Genomic DNA, 16575 nt, shown 5'->3' with positions numbered 1-16575 from the left:
AAGCTACGAAGGGCTTTTCGCGGACACCATCTCCTCGAGAGCATCAGCGCTGGCGATGGTTCGAGGACTTGTTATCTGAAAGAACAGTCCTCGTTGGAGGCAGTTCGAGACGAGCGAGCCTTTTTCTGTCTGCCTGTCCGAGCGAGACGTAATGAGAGACGACGGTGCTGAACCCGGTCCGGACGCCAGCCAGTCCGTGGCCGTCGGCGACAGCCCGCAATCAGCGTACGAGGCGGACCGGCGCCTCGAGACACGACCCGGCTCTGGCTCGCTCTCTCGAGCGGATGTCCAGCGCGATTCGACGGTTCGTCAGTGGGGCGTCGTCACGCCGAGTGCGACCGTCATCGGCCGCGCGGAGTCGCCCGACGGGGATCTCTCCGACAGCGTTCGTCGCCTCCACGACGAACAGCACGCGGCGACGCCGGGCTACAGCGAGCGCGCCCACCGACTCGACCGCCTCCGAACGACCCAGGCGCTGTGTAACGCCCTCGACGTGACGCCGTGGCAGCGTGATCTCGCTCTCGGAGTCATGGATGAGATCGACCTTCGAGAGTTTGGCAGCCAGCGCGCAATCGAAAAAGTCGCGCTGGTGGTGATCCGCCACGTCGTCGACGTCGACCGGCAAGCGTACTTCGGGCTCGACGATATCGACGCCCAGGCGCTGTCTGCCGAGCGAATGGACGATCTGTTCGGCCAGTACCGTGCCCACGATATTACCGACGAGGAGACGTTCAAACGCCTCGCAGCCGACTACGGCCTCGATACGACGAGTCTGAACCGGCTTCGACGCGTGCTCAAAGCCCAACTCGAGGACGAGCTCCCAGCCTACGGTCGGAACCCGTACCAAGATCCAAATCTGCCGAACGTGACCGGAACGGCCGAAAGCGGCGACAGTGGGGGCGTACCAGCGGGCGAGCGTTCAAACGGACGCTAACCGGGTTTTCGTACCCCCGACAGCGGGATTTCGGCAACCAGCGTCTCAGATATCAGTCAACGACAATCCGAATTGTGTCATGACTCAGCATATCGACTTTTCTGTCCCGGCGCGTTAGCAGTCGTATGTCCGAGACAGTCGACCAACTCGAGTGCTACGCCGATTACGTCTGCCCGTTCTGTTATCTTGGCACCCAGTCCCTCGAGCAGTACCGCGAGACGCGTGCCACCCCACTCGAGGTCGACTGGCAGCCGTTCGACCTCCGAAGCGGGAAGCGCAGGGCGGACGGCTCGATCGACCACGATGTCGACGACGGCAAAGACGAGGCGTACTTCGAGCAGGCGAAACAGAACGTCCGCCGACTCCAGGCGGCGTACGACGTCGAGATGGTCCAGGAGCTGGCGATCGAGGTCGACTCGCTGCCTGCCCAACAGGCAGCGTGGTACGTCAAACAGGAGTACCCCGACCAGTGGGCCACCTTCGACGACGAGATTTATGCCGCGCTCTGGCAGGACGGGCGTGATATTGGCGAGGTCGATGTATTAGCTGACATCGCAGCCGCTGTCGGGCTTCCAGTCGATGAGATTCGATCGGCGATCGACGACGACAGCGTCCGGACGGAACTCGAGGATCGATTTTCGATGGCTCAGCAACGGGGAATCACCGGTGTGCCGACGTTTATGTACGACGGCCAGATCGCCCGTGGAGCCGTTCCACCGGCACGGTTCGAGCGCCTTCTCGAGTGATCGAGAATCAGTGATAACGGGTCGCCAGATAGACGATTCGTCAGGAGTCGAGTTTGTCAAGGCTGGCAACGAAGTTTCCTCGCGGTCCGACGAGCCGAACCGGCTCGGCCGCAAGCGAGACCGTAACCGTCGCCGGCGGCTCGAGTCGCCGTCGGTTTCGGCCGTCGCTGATTACGTAGGCGGTGTCAGTACCTGAGACCGAAATCGTGAGTTCAGTCTCTGGGTCGACGACCAGCGGCGGCATCGAATCGGTTGCGGCCATCTGGGTGACGACCAGCGCGTTCGTCGCCGGGTGGACCAGCGGCCCGCCCTCACTCAGATTGTACGCAGTCGAGCCCGCCGACGTTGCGACGAGCACGCCGTCGGCGTGACTCTCGGCGTAGCATTCGCCGTCGATCCGGACCTCGATGGTCGCGCCGCCACCGTGGCCCCGGCGTGGCCCGTGGACGACGATTTCGTTGAGTGCCGGCTCGAGCGTCCAGTCGCCGTCGCTGGTCGCCTCGAGTCGAAAGCGTTCGCAACCCTCGAGCGAACCGGTTTCACGGAGCGTCGTGACGAGGTCGGTGGCGACAGCACGAGCATCGTCGGGCGCGACGGCGTTGAGAAAGCCGACTTCGCCGAGATTGACCCCGAGAATCGGTGTGGAGCCGACTTCGCGGGCAACGAACAGCAGCGTGCCATCGCCGCCGATACTCACGACGAGGTCACGAGTAGCCATCGACGCGACCGGGACAGCAGGCACATCGATCACCTCACCTGTCAGTTCGTCGACGACGACTGAGACAGCCGTCTGCTCGTGTTCGCCTTCGCACTCGAGCGTCTCGGCGAGTGTCGCAGCGAGGTCCTGTGCGCGCTCGTTGTTCCGTTGGGCAACGATTCCGACGGCGACGTCCATCGTCGGCGGCTACCCATCCCGGAGTAAAAAAGCCATGTGTCGCCCGTGCGTCGATCCGATTCATCGTCGATGAGCGGAAGACGGTGTTGTGCGTCGTTCGGTGTGCATACTTTTGCCGCCACCACTGGCATTGGCTCGCATGCCTCAATGGACAACCGTAACAAGAAATTTCCGCGATTCGAACTCGCAGCAGAGCTCGAGACCCCCATTGGAGTTCGACGAGGACAATGACGAGGTTCACGTCAACGTCGGCAACAAGACGATAACGTTCACCCCCAGAAGCAGTCGATTTCTCTATCGGTGTCGCCGAGCAGTCTTCGTTGCACCCCACGAGAGTCGTGAAACAGTGACAATCGAACGCAGCTGAACGCCCTGATCGGAACTGCTCGAAGTCGGAGTCGACAGCGCCTGTTACTGGGCGAGACTGGCAGCCAGCGCCGCCCGACTGAACGATCTCGAGCGGTTGCGATCGGAGGCTATTCCCACGCGGGGAGAACCACAAAAACCGCTTTTTTTATCCACCCGAGTCGTCTGGATAGCCCCTGATGTACGACCGAATCCTCGTTCCCACTGACGGAAGCGACCACGCAGCAGTCGTTGCTGCACACGCAGCCGAGATTGCAGCGACGCGAGAAGCGACAGTCCACATCCTCTCAGTCGTCGACGATCGCGCCTTTCTGGTCCTCGATGACGACCGAGTCGAGGCGGTCCGTGATGACCTCCAGGCGAACGCACACAATGCCGTTGACGAGCTCGCGACGGAGACACTCGATCTCGGCCTCGAGGTCGAGACAGCTATCGATACGGGCAACCCCGCTGAGTGTATCGTCGACTACGCCGACGGACACGAGATCGATCTGATCGTGATGGGAACGAGCGGTGACGAGTACGAGCGCAACGTCGTCGGGAGCGTCTCCCAGCGAGTCGTTCGCCAGGCACCCGCCCCCGTTCTCACTGTCGGACCGGACGTCGAGCCCTGATACGGTTTGCTCGAGTTCCTAGCGCGACCGCAGGAACTCGAGACAGTAGACCGTCCGAGTCGCCGATTCATAGCCAGCGACAGTCCTCGATCATTTGGGCCGCTCAAGAGCACCCAGCTGTCGATTCGGTGGGCCGACAACAAGCAGTCGCCGGTGGGTTGGGCCCGAAATACAGCCAACGCGATCCGTATCGACTGTCACATCTCTCGAGACGTTTTCGTAACTACTACTCGAGGGGACCGCAACGCCCCCATAACTGTGGATGAGACGAGGTTGTGCCCATCTATCAGTGTACACATACTTCTTTGCGCATGCTGTCGTTTCAAACACCGTTTTCGGATCGAAAACGCAACATTCGTCCAGCTATTGGGCGTAAGGGGTGGTTATTAAGCTCAGCCACTCATACGTATTTACATGCCCGACGTTCACTTTTCGGACGCGGAACTGGAGCAGCGGCGCGACCATATCACCGAATTCATCAGGAGTCAGGTCGACGCTGCCGGAGTCGACGGTGCTGTCCTCGGCCTCTCCGGTGGCATCGACAGCACGCTCACTGCCTACCTTCTCGTCGACGCACTCGGTGTCGAGAACGTACACGGCCTCGTTCTCCCGGGAACCGTCAGCAGCGACGAGAACATGAGCGACGCCGAACGAGTCGCCCAGGACCTCGAGATTAGCTACGACGTCATCGAACTCGAGCCAGTGATCGACTCGCTGCTTGCGGCTTACCCCGACGCCGAAGGCGATCACATGGCCGTCGGCAACGCCCGGGCGCGAGTTCGAGCCGTCCTGAACTACCTCGTCGCGAACCACGAAAACCGGCTGGTCATCGGCACCGGCAACCGAAGCGAGGCGGCAGTCGGTTACTTCACCAAGTACGGCGACGGAGCCGTCGACTGTCACCCGATCGGGAATCTCTACAAAGCACAGGTTCGCCAGCTCGCACGCCATATGGACGTGCCTGAAGACCTCGTCTCGAAGACGGCGACGGCAGAACTGTGGGCCGACCAGACCGACGAAGACGAGCTCGGAATCAGCTACGAGACGCTCGATTCGATCCTCGTGACACACATCGATGGCCCGTTGTCGGTCGCTGCGACCTGCCGGCTGCTCGAGGTCGACGAAGCGACCGTCGAGAAAGTCCGCGGAATGTACGAGCGAAGCGAGCACAAACGGCAGGTGCCACCGGCGCCGGAACCGCTGCACTGACCGGCCGGCAGTCGTCGGGGCCACACGTGACGCCCTCGATGGGCCGTCTGAACTGTCGCTCGCAGACTGTTATCTCCTGCTGATCATCGACCTCGCCGCCCGCGATGGTACAGCAGACCGTATCAGTCCGTCTCCGAACGCCACTCGTCCTCGAGCAGCCCGTACCAGTAGGCGTCTTGATACTCTCCATCGATGAACTCGACGTCCCGATGAACGCCCTCCTGTGTGAACCCGACCGACTCGAGGAGCCGTCGTGAAGGCTCATTGAACGCGAAGACGCGGGCAGCGATCCGGTGGAGACCGAGTTGGTCGAACGCGTACGCGACGACCCGCTCGACCGCATCGGACGCGTAGCCGCTGCGCCAGTGATCGGGTGCGATCCAGTAGCCGAGTTCCGCTCGATTCGAGGGCCAGTCGATCGATTTCAGCCCGACCGTTCCCACCGGCGTCGACTCGGCGACGATCAACAGCTGGATCGACTCCTCACTGCAGACGACATCCTCGAAGAACGCCCGTTCCTGAACGCGATTGAGTGGCTTCGAACGACCGATCGCCCGCCAGACTCGCGGATCGTTGACGTGTTGCTGAAGGAACTCGAGGTCATCCTCTTCGATGGGCCGGAGAGCCACGCAGTCGCCGGAGAGAAACACCGGTTCGGGCATCGACAGTTCCTACGGTCGACCGATGAATAATGGTTGTGTCGCGGACACATCGGGCGGTGCTGTCGGCTCCTTACTCGAGCAACGCATTGATATCGTCGGCGTGGCTCTCGACGAGGTCGCCAAAGGCCTGTGCCTCGAGTCGTTCCTGTGTTGCTCGTTCGCTGTCGTCCCGAATCCGGCGTTTCAGCACGGTGAGGGTATCGGAAGCGTTCGCTGCGATCTCTTCAGCGACCGTTCGTGGCTCGGCTTCGATCCGCGAAATCAATCCCATCCGACGTGCTTCCTCGGCGTCGACGGCTCGCCCCGAGAGCGCGAACTCGAGGGCGTCGCCCTCGCCGATCACGCGGGGGAGCCGAACGGTGCCACCCCAGGCACCGAACAAGCCGAAGGTGACGCCGGGCTCGCCGTATGTCGAGTCGGGCGTGCCGACACGGACGTCACAAGCCAATGCAAACTCGAGGCCGCCTCCGCGTGCTGGACCGTCGATACCGGCGACGACGACAGCCGGCGAGTCTTCGATGGCCCGGGCGACTCGCTGGCCCAGCCGAGCGAACTCGACGGCTCGCTCGCGGTCGCCATCCAGCCCGCTGACAGCCGTGAGATCGGCCCCTGCACAGAACGCCGGGCCGTTCCCATGGAGATAGATGACGGCCTCGTCGGCGTCGTCGATCGCCGACTCGAGGGCCTCGAGACCTTCGATACTCAAGGCGTTGCGCGTCTCGGGGCGGTCGATCGTCACGGTCCGGATAGAACGGTCAGCATCGATCTCGACATCAATCATATACGCCAGTCTACCCGACGTTTCCAAAGGTCTTTGCCTCCTCCGTCGTAACCCCCTGCCAATGGAAAAAGCCGACAGCTGTCGGCGGGCCGCCTCCGAGGCAATCGCAGACGTCGAACCGCCGCAGCTACACGACTACATCGAGGCGGTCCTTGACGAGGCATCGATGGTTCCTGGTGTTCTCACCCTCGAGAGTGCCACCGCGGCAGCGTCCGACGGAAGCGATGTCCCCGGCTTCAACTCCGATCTGCCGACCGATCGATCGGTGTCGGACCACGAGGACGGCCACACCACCGAACACAGCACAGCCGACGACACGCCGATCAACCACGAACCGCTTGCCACACAGGCTGCCGGCGTCCAGCTCATTTACGAAGGATTGCGTCTCACACGGTTGCTCGCCCACGACGAGCCCTGGGCGAACGAGAGCGACGCCACCGAGAGCAACACTGGCGACCTCGCGATTCTCGCCGCCGACATCCTCGTCGCCCGTGGTTTTCATCTGCTCGCCCGAACCGATGCGGCCGGGAAGGCCGTTCGGACGGTCCAGACGTTCGGCCGCGATCAAACCCGCCGCGAGACGGCCGCCGATCCGGCGACGGTCGATGCCAACCTAGAACACGACATCCTCGAACTCGCCGTTCTCACCGGGACTGCCGCCGTCGGGACCACACCCTCGCCGCACCTGCTCGCCACTGCGGAGACGATTGCTGATGACGCCGGCACTGTCTTCCCGCCCGCAACCGAGTGTCTCGATGGTCACGAGCCGTCGCTTTCGGAACACTCGCTCGAGGAACACACGACCGACCGAGCGACATCGGCGACGGACCACTGACACGAAAGCCCGGATCGGGGTGAGCCATACCACCCCACGCCCGGTGTCGAATCGAAACTCATAAAGTTAACTCGCGACAACGACAAGATGCGTGCCTGGGTAGCTTAGCGGTAAAGCGCGTCCTTGGTAAGGACGAGAGCCCGGGTTCAAATCCCGGCCTAGGCTCTTATTGTTCTACGTTCATCTCGATAGCTGCTTCTCGCGGACACGTCTCGAAGTGTAAGCAGTCAACAGATACCCACAGACGTGTACTCTCGAGTGAATACGCTCTGGTTATGTCACACTTGACGGTCAGGATATGGAATACGTCCAAACTTTCATGCCGAGAGTCGGTGACACCTTATTCGGAATGACCGACTCTCAAGCCATCGCCTCGCCCTATAGGGGAGTGGAAAGCATTACTGATGCGTTCGAGGAGTACCAAGAGATCAGCAGTACGTACATCGAAACGCAACAAGCAATCGTCGACGGCCTACAGGAGAGTACCCAAGCCATGGAACACTACTCGCGCGCGTACGAACTCTGGCTTGACGGCTGGAAACGAATGCTCGCGACGGACACCGAATCGGAGAAGAGCAACTCGGGGCCAAAACGGAGATTTGATCGGCAACCACAGACACCACTGGAAGACCGTCGTCACAGCCCTCCTCGTCAACGGAGTTCGACATCACCAGCACACACGTCCGAGTCCGAAACCGTCCTCCGCGAGCGGATTGCAACACTTGAACACCGGCAACACGACCTCGAGGAAACACTCAACGAAATCCATAGAGAAGTCGTCGAGTGACGTGTCTCACCACGGGATGGTCGACCGTCACTTCCTGTGGTATCGTTCATCCTGGCGGAGCTGTCGACGGTATTGACCGCTCACGATTCCGGTATCATCGCTGTCACGGACGCAGAGCGCACACAATATCGGCCTGTTACGTGACGTACAGCGAGTGTGCAATAATGAGGAAGCCGGCAAACATCAGCAGGCTTTCGAGGAGAATCCCCATCATCAACGACACTCCAAGCAGCTCATAGAGGAGGCCGGCAAGCACCAACCCGAGCGTGACGAGACCAAACCCAACGGCGAGAAGCCCAAGCGCGCGCTGTCTGGTCCGGCGGTACGCTTTGTACGCAAAAAACGTGATAACGCTCCCCACGAGCAGAATAAGCGTCTTAACGACTGCAAGCAGGATTGCGATCGACAGCCCTGTATCGTGAAAACTCATACTGGTTCGTATTTCGAAATCACAAACAGCGCTCAAGTACCTTGTGTTCACGACCATAACAGCCACGGTCGGTGTCAGATTGCGACCAGTTGCTTTTCATCCTCGCCACCCGAATGCAGTGTCATGACACGACTAGTCGAACTCGAGGCCACAGGCCCGCGGAAACTGGAGCCATCGGATATCGACGAATCGAAGGGTGATATCGCAGTCTGTCAGTGTGGGCTCGCAGAGTCGTTCCCGTTTTGCGATGGGAGCCACCGACAGACCGACGACGAGGAGTCGGAGACGACATACGTGTACGAAAACGGCGAGCGGTCGGTCGTCGAGCGCGTCGTCACAACAGACGACGAGTAGCATCAAGTGGCGTGACGGTCTGAAACTGGATCACGACTGCGCTTACCAGGTTTCGATCCGCCCCTCGCGAACGTCTTCCACACAGCCTTCACAGTCGGGATGATCCGCCTCGAAACAGGCCGGTCGATACTGATCGTCGAGCATCGCCGCCCGCTGTTCGGCGTACCGACGACAGACGATTTTCGCCCGTCCCTTCTCGTCTGAGGGAATGCTGCGGGCGTTTTTCGCTATTTCGTACGCCTCACGAGCCTCTTCGAGTTGCTTGGTCGTCGAGCCGCGAACCTCTTCGTACTGCTGACCAGCCTCCTGAAGCTTCGAACGAAGGAATCGCTCGAGGCGACGACGATCCGACATTACCGACCTGTTAGGCCGCAGGGCCCATAGTCCCGTCGCTGAGACACGAGTGGTGAGCGTAGATTGCACGCTAAAGCGGCTTCGCCAGCCCCATCTCGACAACGGTGAGAACCCGCGACCGACTCCGCAGAGAAGCCAGATCACTCCGTAACCAGCTGATTCGACGTCTCGAAATTCACTTTCGCTCCGGTGGCGGCAGTTTAAATATGATCGGGAGCGAAACCGCGTATGCCTCCCAGTGAAACGAAAGAGGAGGCGTGACACAATGAGCGACGTACGACAGCACGCGGACGAGATACACGACCAGTTTTCAGACCATATCGACGTTACCGTCGAAGACGTCGAAGAGCGCCTGCGCACGCTCGTCGACGAGTACAAAGTGCCCATGGACGAGGCCCGACGGAGCGTCACGAACCACTATCTCGAGGCAGCGGACCTCGAGCGTGAGGACATCTCACGGAGCGGGAGCGAAGCCGCCAACATCGAGGACGTCGACGAACCCGAAGAGTGGATCGACCTCACTGCGAAGGTCATCGAACTCTGGGATCCCCGCAGCGACTCCGTCGCACAGGTCGGCCTGCTGGGCGACCCGACAGGCACGATCAAGTTCACCAAGTGGGCGAAATCCGACCTGCCGGCGCTCGAGGAAGGCGGCGTCTACGAACTCCAAAACGTCGTCACTGACGAGTATCAGGGCCGGTACTCGGTCAAACTCAACTCGACGACTGTCATCGAGGAACTCGAAGAGGACCTCGAGGTCGGCAACGACACGAGCGAGATCGAAGGCGCGCTCGTCGATATGCAAAGCGGCAGCGGGCTCATCAAGCGCTGCCCGAAAGAGGGCTGTACGCGAGTGCTTCAGAACGGCCGCTGTAACGAACACGGTGAGGTCGAAGGCGAGTTCGACCTCCGGATCAAAGCCGTCGTCGACGACGGTCTCGACGCCCACGAGGTTATCTTCGACAAGGAAGCCACCGAGGAGCTGACGGGCCTGAGCCTGGAGGAAGCCAAAGACATGGCGATGGATGCGCTGGATACGACCGTCGTCGCCGACGAGATCATGGACGATATCGTCGGGACCTACTACCGTATCGAGGGGCCGACGTTCGGCCGCTATGTGCTGGCCGACGACGTCGAGGAACTCGACGGGCCAGCCGATCCAGAACAGCTGCTGATCAAAGCGAGGTCGATGTAACATGAGCCAGTCAGAACTTACCCGCGAAGTCGCCCGCCGCGTCTTCGCCTCCGAATTCAACGACTCGACGTACACCTTCAAAGAAAGCGACGACGAGCGTGCGCCCAACTACGCGCTGCTCCCGACTGGCGACCGCGCCAACCGCGTGTTCATCGTCGGCACCCTGACCGAGACCGAAGACGTCGGCGACGACAGCGAGTACTGGCGCGGCCGCGTCGTCGACCCGACGGGGACCTTCTTCGTCTACGCTGGCCAGTACCAGCCCGAGGCCGCCTCCGTCCTTCGCGATACGGAGCCACCAGCCTACGTCGCCATCGTCGGCAAACCACGCACCTACGAGACCGACGACGGCACTGTCAACGTCTCCGTCCGGCCCGAGTCGATCGCGGTCGTCGACGACGCCACTCGCGACCGCTGGGTCGTCGAAACCGCCGAGCGAACGCTCGACCGAATCGAGGCCTACGAGGAGTGGGAAGCCGAACAGGAAGCCCCGGAAAGCGCCTCGACGGCACCCACAAACGAGTACGCCCAGATGGCTCGTGAGCGCTACGACTCGCCAGTCATCAACTACCGCAACGACGTCGTTGCCGCCCTCGAGAGCCTCGAGACCGTCGAGCGCGACGATACCGAAGCAACGGTCTGAGATCGGTCGGCTACGGTTACCGTCCTTTTTCGTCTCGGCGACGGTTCGAGCGAGGCGACTCAGCTATCGATACCGGCCTCGAGCAGCGCGTCGACGCCGTCGAATCCATCGTCGGTAACCCCGTGGCCCGCGTTTGGATCGCGCCACTCGAATCGATCGCCCCCTGTGTGTCCCCGACGATTCCCGTTACGTGATGGAGCCCCGGCGTATGAGCAAGCATAGCAGTCATTTGTGACTGACATTTTTACTGCTGGCCATCGAAATCAGTGTATGGTGTCCGTTTCAGACAGTGTTGTCGTTGTCACCGGTGGCGCATCAGGAATGGGTCGATCAATGGCACTCGAGTTCGCCGATAACGGAGCATCCGTCGTTGCCGTCGACGTCGACGAGGACGGACTTGACGACCTCACGAGCGAGATTCTGGACAATGGTGACGAGGCAATCGGTGTCATCGGCGACGTCTCCGACTCCGACAGCGTTGAGGCCGTCGTCGAACGGGCGACCGAAGAGTACGGTACGATCGATGTGCTCTGTAACAACGCGGGTATCCTCGACGATTACGCGCCGACCGGGGAGACCTCCGAAGACCTGTGGGATCGGGTTATGGACATCAACCTCAAGGGCGTCTTTCTGTTCACGAAAGCGGCGCTACCAGCCCTTCTCGAGGGCGAAGACGAAGGAGTCGTCATCAATACGGCCTCGATCGCCGGCAAAGTCGCTGGCGGTGGCGGTGCCGCCTACACCTCATCGAAACACGGCGTAATCGGGTTCACGAAGCAACTCTCACACGACTACGGCCCCAAGATTCGCGCAAACGCTGTCTGCCCAGGCTTCATTGAGACCGGGATGACTGAAGAGCTAATCGACGAGACACCCGACGAGGTCCGAGAAATCGTCGACGGAACTCCAGCTGAGCGCTACGCACGCCCAGAAGAGGTTGCACAGGTTGTCACCTTCCTCGCAAGCGACGAGGCGTCGTTCATGCATGGCGCTGCCGTCGACGTCGACGGTGGCTGGCTCGTCGACTGAATATCGGTCGTATGACCAGTTCTGTCTGACGAACCGTTAAGTGTCATGCACGACGAATAGAAGCCAAATGGGCAACAAGAACAAGACGATCTCGTTTCGCGTAAACGAGGACGCGTTCGAGGCGCTCCAGGATATCGCCGCCGAACGCGACATCTCGTTGTCCGCGGTGTTTCGGGACTACGTCGACTTGCTCGTCGACCACGACGGCCAGGTCGCCGTCGTTCCCGAAGACGAACTCGAGTCGAACGCGGGAGACGACGACGGCCACTCGTTCCCGCCAACCGTCGAAGTCCCGAAACGGTTCATCCGCGAACACGAGCGCCTCGAACTCGAGGCCGACCACCTCCGCGAACAGCTCGACGAGTACAAAGCCTACGTCAACGAGTTACAGGATCGACTCGAGGAAGAAGAGGACGAAGTGCTGTTGCTCGACGAACTAGACGACGAAGACGACCGATACCAGTTGCGGTAGCGGCTATCTCGAGAGGTTCTGCTTTGCCTGGCGGATCTCGTCGTACTTTTCGTCTGCACCTTCGACGCGGGCGAGCGCTTCGGCTGCTTCAAGTGTTCGAACGCCGTTGTCGAGAAACGAAAGGACGTCGCCGGAGTAGGCATACACCATGTAGTCGTCGGTCATCACGTCGACGATCGCATCTGGCCCCAGTCCCTGGGCGCGCAACTCAAGGAGATACTGGATGAATTTCCGCTCGGGGCAGCCACAGTAGGGGTTGTTGTCACAGTCACAGTCGAGAAAGTCCTGTGCGAAATCGAGCACCCGATCGCGGGTCGCCTCGTCGAGTTTCTCGAGTCCGGCACCCTGAAAGAGGATATCGAGCGTCGCGCCTTTGAACGCCCCCTTCGGGATATTCGTCTCGAGTTGGGAGCTGAGCTGGCGGTGGTTTTTGACGTAGATTTTGTCGGTGATAGCCACGCGTTGGGTGTTTTACCGCTTGTGGGCCAAAAAACATCCCGGTCGCGCCCGGCCGTACTTATGTCCCGTACTATCGCGGTACGCACTCGCATACGCTCGTGCGCGAGTCGTAACGTATTTCAGTCCAACCACTCCTATCTTGTTTTGTAAGCGTGTCCGGGTTGGGGTAGTGGTTATCCTTCAGCCTTGTGGAGGCTGAGACGCGGGTTCGATTCTCGCACCCGGACTTCCTTCGGCGAACAAATACGTGAGCCGCAGGAATCCTCAGAGAATCGAACCACGCGAGACGAGCGTCAGCGAGTCTCGCAGTCGGGTTCGATTCTCGCACCCGGACGTTTCTCGACGGTCGACACCGGAGTCGACGCCGACCTGACAGGCGAGTCGCGCTACTCGAGGCGGTCGACGATCTCGTCGGTCGTCGTGACGTTGGAAAAGATCGTGTCGTGGACAGCGGCGATGGTATCGGTGATTTTGGCAGGATCGTTGTCACCGATGGGGAACGTGCTCGTCGCGTCCGTGACGTAGTGGGAGTCGTATCCACGGGCGTCGGCTTCGCGAGCAGTGGTGTCGACGCAGATCGCCGACAGGAGACCGATGCTGACCACGTTTTCAATGCCATTCCGGACGAGGATGTCGGCAAGGCGGGTGTCTTGGAAACAGCTGGGTTTCGTCTTCGTCACGAGATGGTCGTCGTCTCGAATGTCAATTTCATCGATGATTTCGGTGTACTCGGAGCCCCACGCGAACACGGGAGCGTCTCGACTGGGCTGGACGTGACGGGCGTGAACGACGGTCGCATCGGTTTCACGAGCAATGTCGAGGAGGCGCTGGCAGTTCTCGAGGACGCGTTCGCCGTTGGGAACGTACCACGGCCGGTCTTCGACGAAATATTCTTTCTGGAGATCGATAACGACAACAGCGGTATTTTCGGCGAGCATACATATGTAATGCATATATATTGTGTTAAATGTTGCTGGCTTTGGAGTTGAATGAAAAACGTCGACGATCGGGCTGAACTGACGCCGCTATAGTAACAACTGCAACGATTTACACACTGATCGCACAGCCGTCGTGCGATCAGGTGTGCATTGACTTGCAGTGGCTACTATAGCACAAGTAGACTGAATACCGACGGCACCCTCACTCGGATCGATGGCAGAGCGTGACGATGTTATGACGTGTGAGACCTGCGGGGCCGCCCTCGCCCGCGAGGACGCCCGGCGAACGAAGACGATGGGCGGACTGGATCCGGCGAAGTGGCAGACGCTGTACTGTCCACACTGTGGTTCGCGGCTGAAAACGGTCTACGTCGGTGACTGATCGCACAGTCCTGCCTCGGGAAGCCACCCTGCCCGTTTCGGCACCCGATCCAACAGGACGTGGAGTATAGTATCTTCACTCAGAACAGCACCGTATGGCACGCATAACGTACGCCGAGCCAGACGAGCTGCCAGCTGAGAAACGAGACCTGCTACATTCGCTCTCAGAAACAGCTGTGGCTGACGAGGACCGTGAACACTCGTTGACCGGTGACCGCTTGAACGTCTATCGGGCGCTCGGACAAAACATTGCACTGCTCGAGGGGTTCCGAGCGTATGGCGACGTCGTCTGGAACCAGGGTGGCCTTTCGGCACTCGAACGGGAGACCGTCATCCTCGCGACCGCCTACTACGCGGACGCAGCCTACGAGTGGCACCAACACGTCCGCGTGGCTCTCGATGAGGGGATGGCTCCCGACCAGATCCTCGCCATCTCTCGTGAGGAACCAGATCGCCTCGAGTCAGAGCATGCGGCCCTCGTTGCGTACGTCGAACAGTTCGTCGATGGAGCGGTCGATGACGACACACACGAGCATCTAGCAGCCCACTACGACGATGTGAGTCTCCTCGGCGTCGGGATGCTTTCCGGGTGTTACCTCGGGCTGGCGCGGGTCCTGCAGGCGCTACAAGTCGACCTTGAAGACGAGTTCGTCGGCTGGGATCTCGAAAACCTGTAACTCGAACCTACTCCGCCCATCGTCTCACGGCGTCCGGTGGTGTCGTATGAGAAAGACCATCTTTCAGACCGGATGTGGTCGCCCTCGTTGGCGCTTGTCTTTCGACGTCCCGCTCGCTTCGCTCGCGGGAACGAGGATAGCTCAATTCTCAATCGAGCGTAGTATTCGCTCGAGTAGAGATTACGTCGAAAAAGTATGCCGCCTCCCGGATTTGAACCGGGGGAGGGACAGCGCGCAAATAACATCACGTCGGGCGGTTTCGTGCTTCGCCTGTGTTTCGGAGTCAACAAATGACGAACGAAACGCTCGAACCCATCTCGCCCGCTGAGGCGAAGGAAATGTACCTCAACGCGAGGAAACACGAGGTGTCACAAAGTACCCTCGACGGGTATCATTATCGTCTCAAACACTTCATCCGGTGGTGTGAGAACGTCGAAGAACTCGAGAACATGAACGACCTCACCGGACGGAAGTTGCAACAATTCAAAACGTGGCGGCGTGACGACGGGGATTTGAAACCCATCACGCTGGAAGGCAACCTCGATACGCTTCGTGTGTTCATCCGTTGGTGTGAATCGATCGATGCCGTCTCCGAGGGGTTACACGACAAAATCGTGATGCCCATCCTGAAGAAGCACGATGAACAAGCAGACGGTATCCTCAACGGTGACGACGCTGATGAATTGCTCTCGTACCTACGGCGTTTCAAATATGCCTCACGTCGTCACGTCATTGTCGAACTATTCTGGCAAACGGGAATGCGTCTCGGGGCACTGCGCTCGATCGACGTTACCGACTACGATCCCGAGAATAGATCACTTCTCCTCGAGCATCGACCTAACTCCGATACGCCATTGAAAAACGGTGAGGAAGGAGAACGTCTCGTCGCATTGACCTCGGAGGTGTGTCGTGTCCTCGATGACTGGATCGACCACAATCGTCACGGCGTTACCGATGAATACGGACGCGAACCGTTGCTAACGACGGAGAACGGGCGGATACAGGGGTCGTCGATTCGTGATGAGGTGTACTTCGTCACTCGCCCCTGCTTCTACGGCGGTGAGTGTCCCGTTGGTCGTGACCCGGATGAATGCGAAGCGACGAACTACGGACATTACAGCAAGTGTCCCTCGAATGTGAGTCCTCACGATATTCGCCGTGGATCAATCACGCACCACTTGTCGAACGACATACCCGAGAAGGTCGTGAGCGATCGGATGAACGTGGGCATGGATGTTTTGGATATCCACTACGACAAACGGTCGGAACAAGTGAAGATGGAGCAACGCCGGGCGTACCTCGAAAACGTTTGACCGTTGTTTAATTTTCGTTGGCCTCAACATCTAAACTGGACTGATCGATCGTCCACCCGGTTACCTCATCCTCGACGGGGATTTGGTACAATACATCCGCCTCGCCACCCTCGGGAATCGTTTCTTCAGCGTCTTCTGGTGAGGTAATCACCACGGAACGGGTAAAATGTGAGTCAGCATCAGTTTCGATGTATGCGTGATCCATGATCTCGTCAATGTGTAACTCTCCTTCGAGAATCTCGAGCGTGAAGACGACCCACTTGTGTTCATCACCTCGAATGAGAACATCGTCTCCCGCGGCATCCTTGACGTGTTGAGGAATAGTGTCCTGGCCTGGATCTCCTTCTTCGTAACTGTATTCGAGCACTACATCTGCGCCTGCTGATCCGGTACAACCTGCGAGAACGGCAGTACTCGCGCCAGTTGCTACGGTCATGAATTTACGTCGGTTCATTTCGATTGGCATATTATTTGTTGCTAAAGTAACTATTTCGGATGGAT

General features: G+C 59.7%; 22 protein-coding genes and 2 tRNA genes. 16 read left to right on the top strand and 8 right to left on the bottom strand.

Annotation, left to right across the window (positions count from 1 at the left end):
- The first annotated feature begins 151 nt into the window (after positions 1-151).
- Positions 152-934, top strand: coding sequence for a hypothetical protein (locus DV706_RS08555; RefSeq protein ID WP_006065040.1), 783 nt, complete (start codon positions 152-154; stop codon positions 932-934).
- 125 nt (positions 935-1059) lie between these two features.
- On the top strand, positions 1060-1680 hold the full coding sequence (locus DV706_RS08550; RefSeq protein ID WP_006065041.1) for a DsbA family oxidoreductase: 621 nt from the start codon (positions 1060-1062) through the stop codon (positions 1678-1680).
- A gap of 40 nt (positions 1681-1720) precedes the next feature.
- Here DV706_RS08550 and DV706_RS08545 read toward each other — a convergent pair whose 3' ends face one another.
- Positions 1721-2575 carry an NAD(+)/NADH kinase gene (locus tag DV706_RS08545; protein ID WP_006065042.1) on the bottom strand — a complete coding sequence of 285 codons (855 nt, stop codon included), beginning with the start codon at positions 2573-2575 and terminating at the stop codon, positions 1721-1723.
- 545 nt (positions 2576-3120) lie between these two features.
- Between DV706_RS08545 and DV706_RS08540 the strand changes: the two genes are divergently transcribed.
- A complete protein-coding gene (locus DV706_RS08540; protein WP_006065043.1) occupies positions 3121-3555 on the top strand; it encodes a universal stress protein in 435 nt (144 codons plus the stop codon).
- A 414-nt stretch (positions 3556-3969) separates the two neighbouring features.
- Complete coding sequence (locus DV706_RS08535; protein WP_006065044.1) at positions 3970-4764, top strand: NAD+ synthase; 795 nt, start codon at positions 3970-3972, stop codon at positions 4762-4764.
- A gap of 122 nt (positions 4765-4886) precedes the next feature.
- Here the strand turns inward: DV706_RS08535 and DV706_RS08530 are convergent, their stop codons facing one another.
- Complete coding sequence (locus DV706_RS08530) at positions 4887-5426, bottom strand: GNAT family N-acetyltransferase (protein ID WP_006065045.1); 540 nt, start codon at positions 5424-5426, stop codon at positions 4887-4889.
- Positions 5427-5496: 70 nt separating this feature from the next.
- Positions 5497-6207, bottom strand: coding sequence for an enoyl-CoA hydratase/isomerase family protein (locus DV706_RS08525; RefSeq protein WP_006065046.1), 711 nt, complete (start codon positions 6205-6207; stop codon positions 5497-5499).
- 61 nt (positions 6208-6268) lie between these two features.
- Between DV706_RS08525 and DV706_RS08520 the strand changes: the two genes are divergently transcribed.
- The 3 genes from DV706_RS08520 (at position 6269) to DV706_RS21430 (ending at position 7829) form a co-directional block, all read left to right on the top strand.
- Positions 6269-7042: a DUF7114 family protein gene (locus tag DV706_RS08520; RefSeq protein ID WP_006065047.1), complete on the top strand. Its 774-nt coding sequence runs from the start codon at positions 6269-6271 to the stop codon at positions 7040-7042.
- A gap of 93 nt (positions 7043-7135) precedes the next feature.
- Positions 7136-7207, top strand: a tRNA-Thr gene (locus tag DV706_RS08515).
- Between the two features lie 184 nt (positions 7208-7391).
- Positions 7392-7829 carry a hypothetical protein gene (locus tag DV706_RS21430; protein WP_161569794.1) on the top strand — a complete coding sequence of 146 codons (438 nt, stop codon included), beginning with the start codon at positions 7392-7394 and terminating at the stop codon, positions 7827-7829.
- Between the two features lie 136 nt (positions 7830-7965).
- Here DV706_RS21430 and DV706_RS08510 read toward each other — a convergent pair whose 3' ends face one another.
- Positions 7966-8259: a DUF7521 family protein gene (locus tag DV706_RS08510; RefSeq protein WP_049889669.1), complete on the bottom strand. Its 294-nt coding sequence runs from the start codon at positions 8257-8259 to the stop codon at positions 7966-7968.
- 123 nt (positions 8260-8382) lie between these two features.
- Between DV706_RS08510 and DV706_RS08505 the strand changes: the two genes are divergently transcribed.
- Entirely contained in the window at positions 8383-8613 is a 231-nt protein-coding gene (locus DV706_RS08505; RefSeq protein WP_006065050.1) for a CDGSH iron-sulfur domain-containing protein, read from the top strand.
- 42 nt (positions 8614-8655) lie between these two features.
- Here DV706_RS08505 and DV706_RS08500 read toward each other — a convergent pair whose 3' ends face one another.
- The gene (locus DV706_RS08500; protein ID WP_006065051.1) at positions 8656-8967 is read right to left on the bottom strand and encodes a DUF7091 family protein; all 312 of its coding nucleotides are present in this window, start codon (positions 8965-8967) and stop codon (positions 8656-8658) included.
- Positions 8968-9232: 265 nt separating this feature from the next.
- Here DV706_RS08500 and DV706_RS08495 point away from each other — a divergent pair, with 265 nt between their 5' ends.
- From DV706_RS08495 to DV706_RS08475, 4 genes are all read left to right on the top strand, one after another.
- Positions 9233-10162, top strand: coding sequence for a hypothetical protein (locus DV706_RS08495; protein WP_006065052.1), 930 nt, complete (start codon positions 9233-9235; stop codon positions 10160-10162).
- 1 nt (position 10163) lies between these two features.
- A complete protein-coding gene (locus DV706_RS08490; RefSeq protein ID WP_006065053.1) occupies positions 10164-10805 on the top strand; it encodes an RPA family protein in 642 nt (213 codons plus the stop codon).
- Between the two features lie 270 nt (positions 10806-11075).
- Positions 11076-11834: an SDR family NAD(P)-dependent oxidoreductase gene (locus tag DV706_RS08480; RefSeq protein WP_136350841.1), complete on the top strand. Its 759-nt coding sequence runs from the start codon at positions 11076-11078 to the stop codon at positions 11832-11834.
- 67 nt (positions 11835-11901) lie between these two features.
- A complete protein-coding gene (locus DV706_RS08475) occupies positions 11902-12306 on the top strand; it encodes a hypothetical protein (RefSeq protein WP_006065055.1) in 405 nt (134 codons plus the stop codon).
- 3 nt (positions 12307-12309) lie between these two features.
- Here the strand turns inward: DV706_RS08475 and DV706_RS08470 are convergent, their stop codons facing one another.
- Entirely contained in the window at positions 12310-12765 is a 456-nt protein-coding gene (locus DV706_RS08470) for a DUF5814 domain-containing protein (RefSeq protein WP_006065056.1), read from the bottom strand.
- Between the two features lie 155 nt (positions 12766-12920).
- Between DV706_RS08470 and DV706_RS08465 the strand changes: the two genes are divergently transcribed.
- Positions 12921-12992, top strand: a tRNA-His gene (locus tag DV706_RS08465).
- 159 nt (positions 12993-13151) lie between these two features.
- On the opposite strand, the gene DV706_RS08460 is transcribed toward DV706_RS08465, so the two are convergent.
- On the bottom strand, positions 13152-13703 hold the full coding sequence (locus DV706_RS08460; RefSeq protein WP_006065057.1) for a cysteine hydrolase family protein: 552 nt from the start codon (positions 13701-13703) through the stop codon (positions 13152-13154).
- A 214-nt stretch (positions 13704-13917) separates the two neighbouring features.
- Here DV706_RS08460 and DV706_RS21725 point away from each other — a divergent pair, with 214 nt between their 5' ends.
- The 3 genes from DV706_RS21725 (at position 13918) to DV706_RS08450 (ending at position 16074) form a co-directional block, all read left to right on the top strand.
- Complete coding sequence (locus tag DV706_RS21725) at positions 13918-14085, top strand: hypothetical protein (protein WP_006065058.1); 168 nt, start codon at positions 13918-13920, stop codon at positions 14083-14085.
- A gap of 94 nt (positions 14086-14179) precedes the next feature.
- Entirely contained in the window at positions 14180-14761 is a 582-nt protein-coding gene (locus tag DV706_RS08455) for a carboxymuconolactone decarboxylase family protein (protein ID WP_006065059.1), read from the top strand.
- A 290-nt stretch (positions 14762-15051) separates the two neighbouring features.
- Positions 15052-16074 carry a tyrosine-type recombinase/integrase gene (locus DV706_RS08450; RefSeq protein ID WP_006065060.1) on the top strand — a complete coding sequence of 341 codons (1023 nt, stop codon included), beginning with the start codon at positions 15052-15054 and terminating at the stop codon, positions 16072-16074.
- Positions 16075-16081: 7 nt separating this feature from the next.
- Here the strand turns inward: DV706_RS08450 and DV706_RS08445 are convergent, their stop codons facing one another.
- Positions 16082-16510, bottom strand: coding sequence for a hypothetical protein (locus DV706_RS08445; protein WP_006065061.1), 429 nt, complete (start codon positions 16508-16510; stop codon positions 16082-16084).
- Positions 16511-16575 lie beyond the last annotated feature (65 nt).

It is taken from the genome of Natronorubrum bangense (assembly GCF_004799645.1).
Lineage (GTDB): Archaea > Halobacteriota > Halobacteria > Halobacteriales > Natrialbaceae > Natronorubrum > Natronorubrum bangense.
The sequence above is the reverse complement of the archived record's forward strand: the minus strand, read 5'-3'. Positions and strand labels throughout refer to the sequence as shown.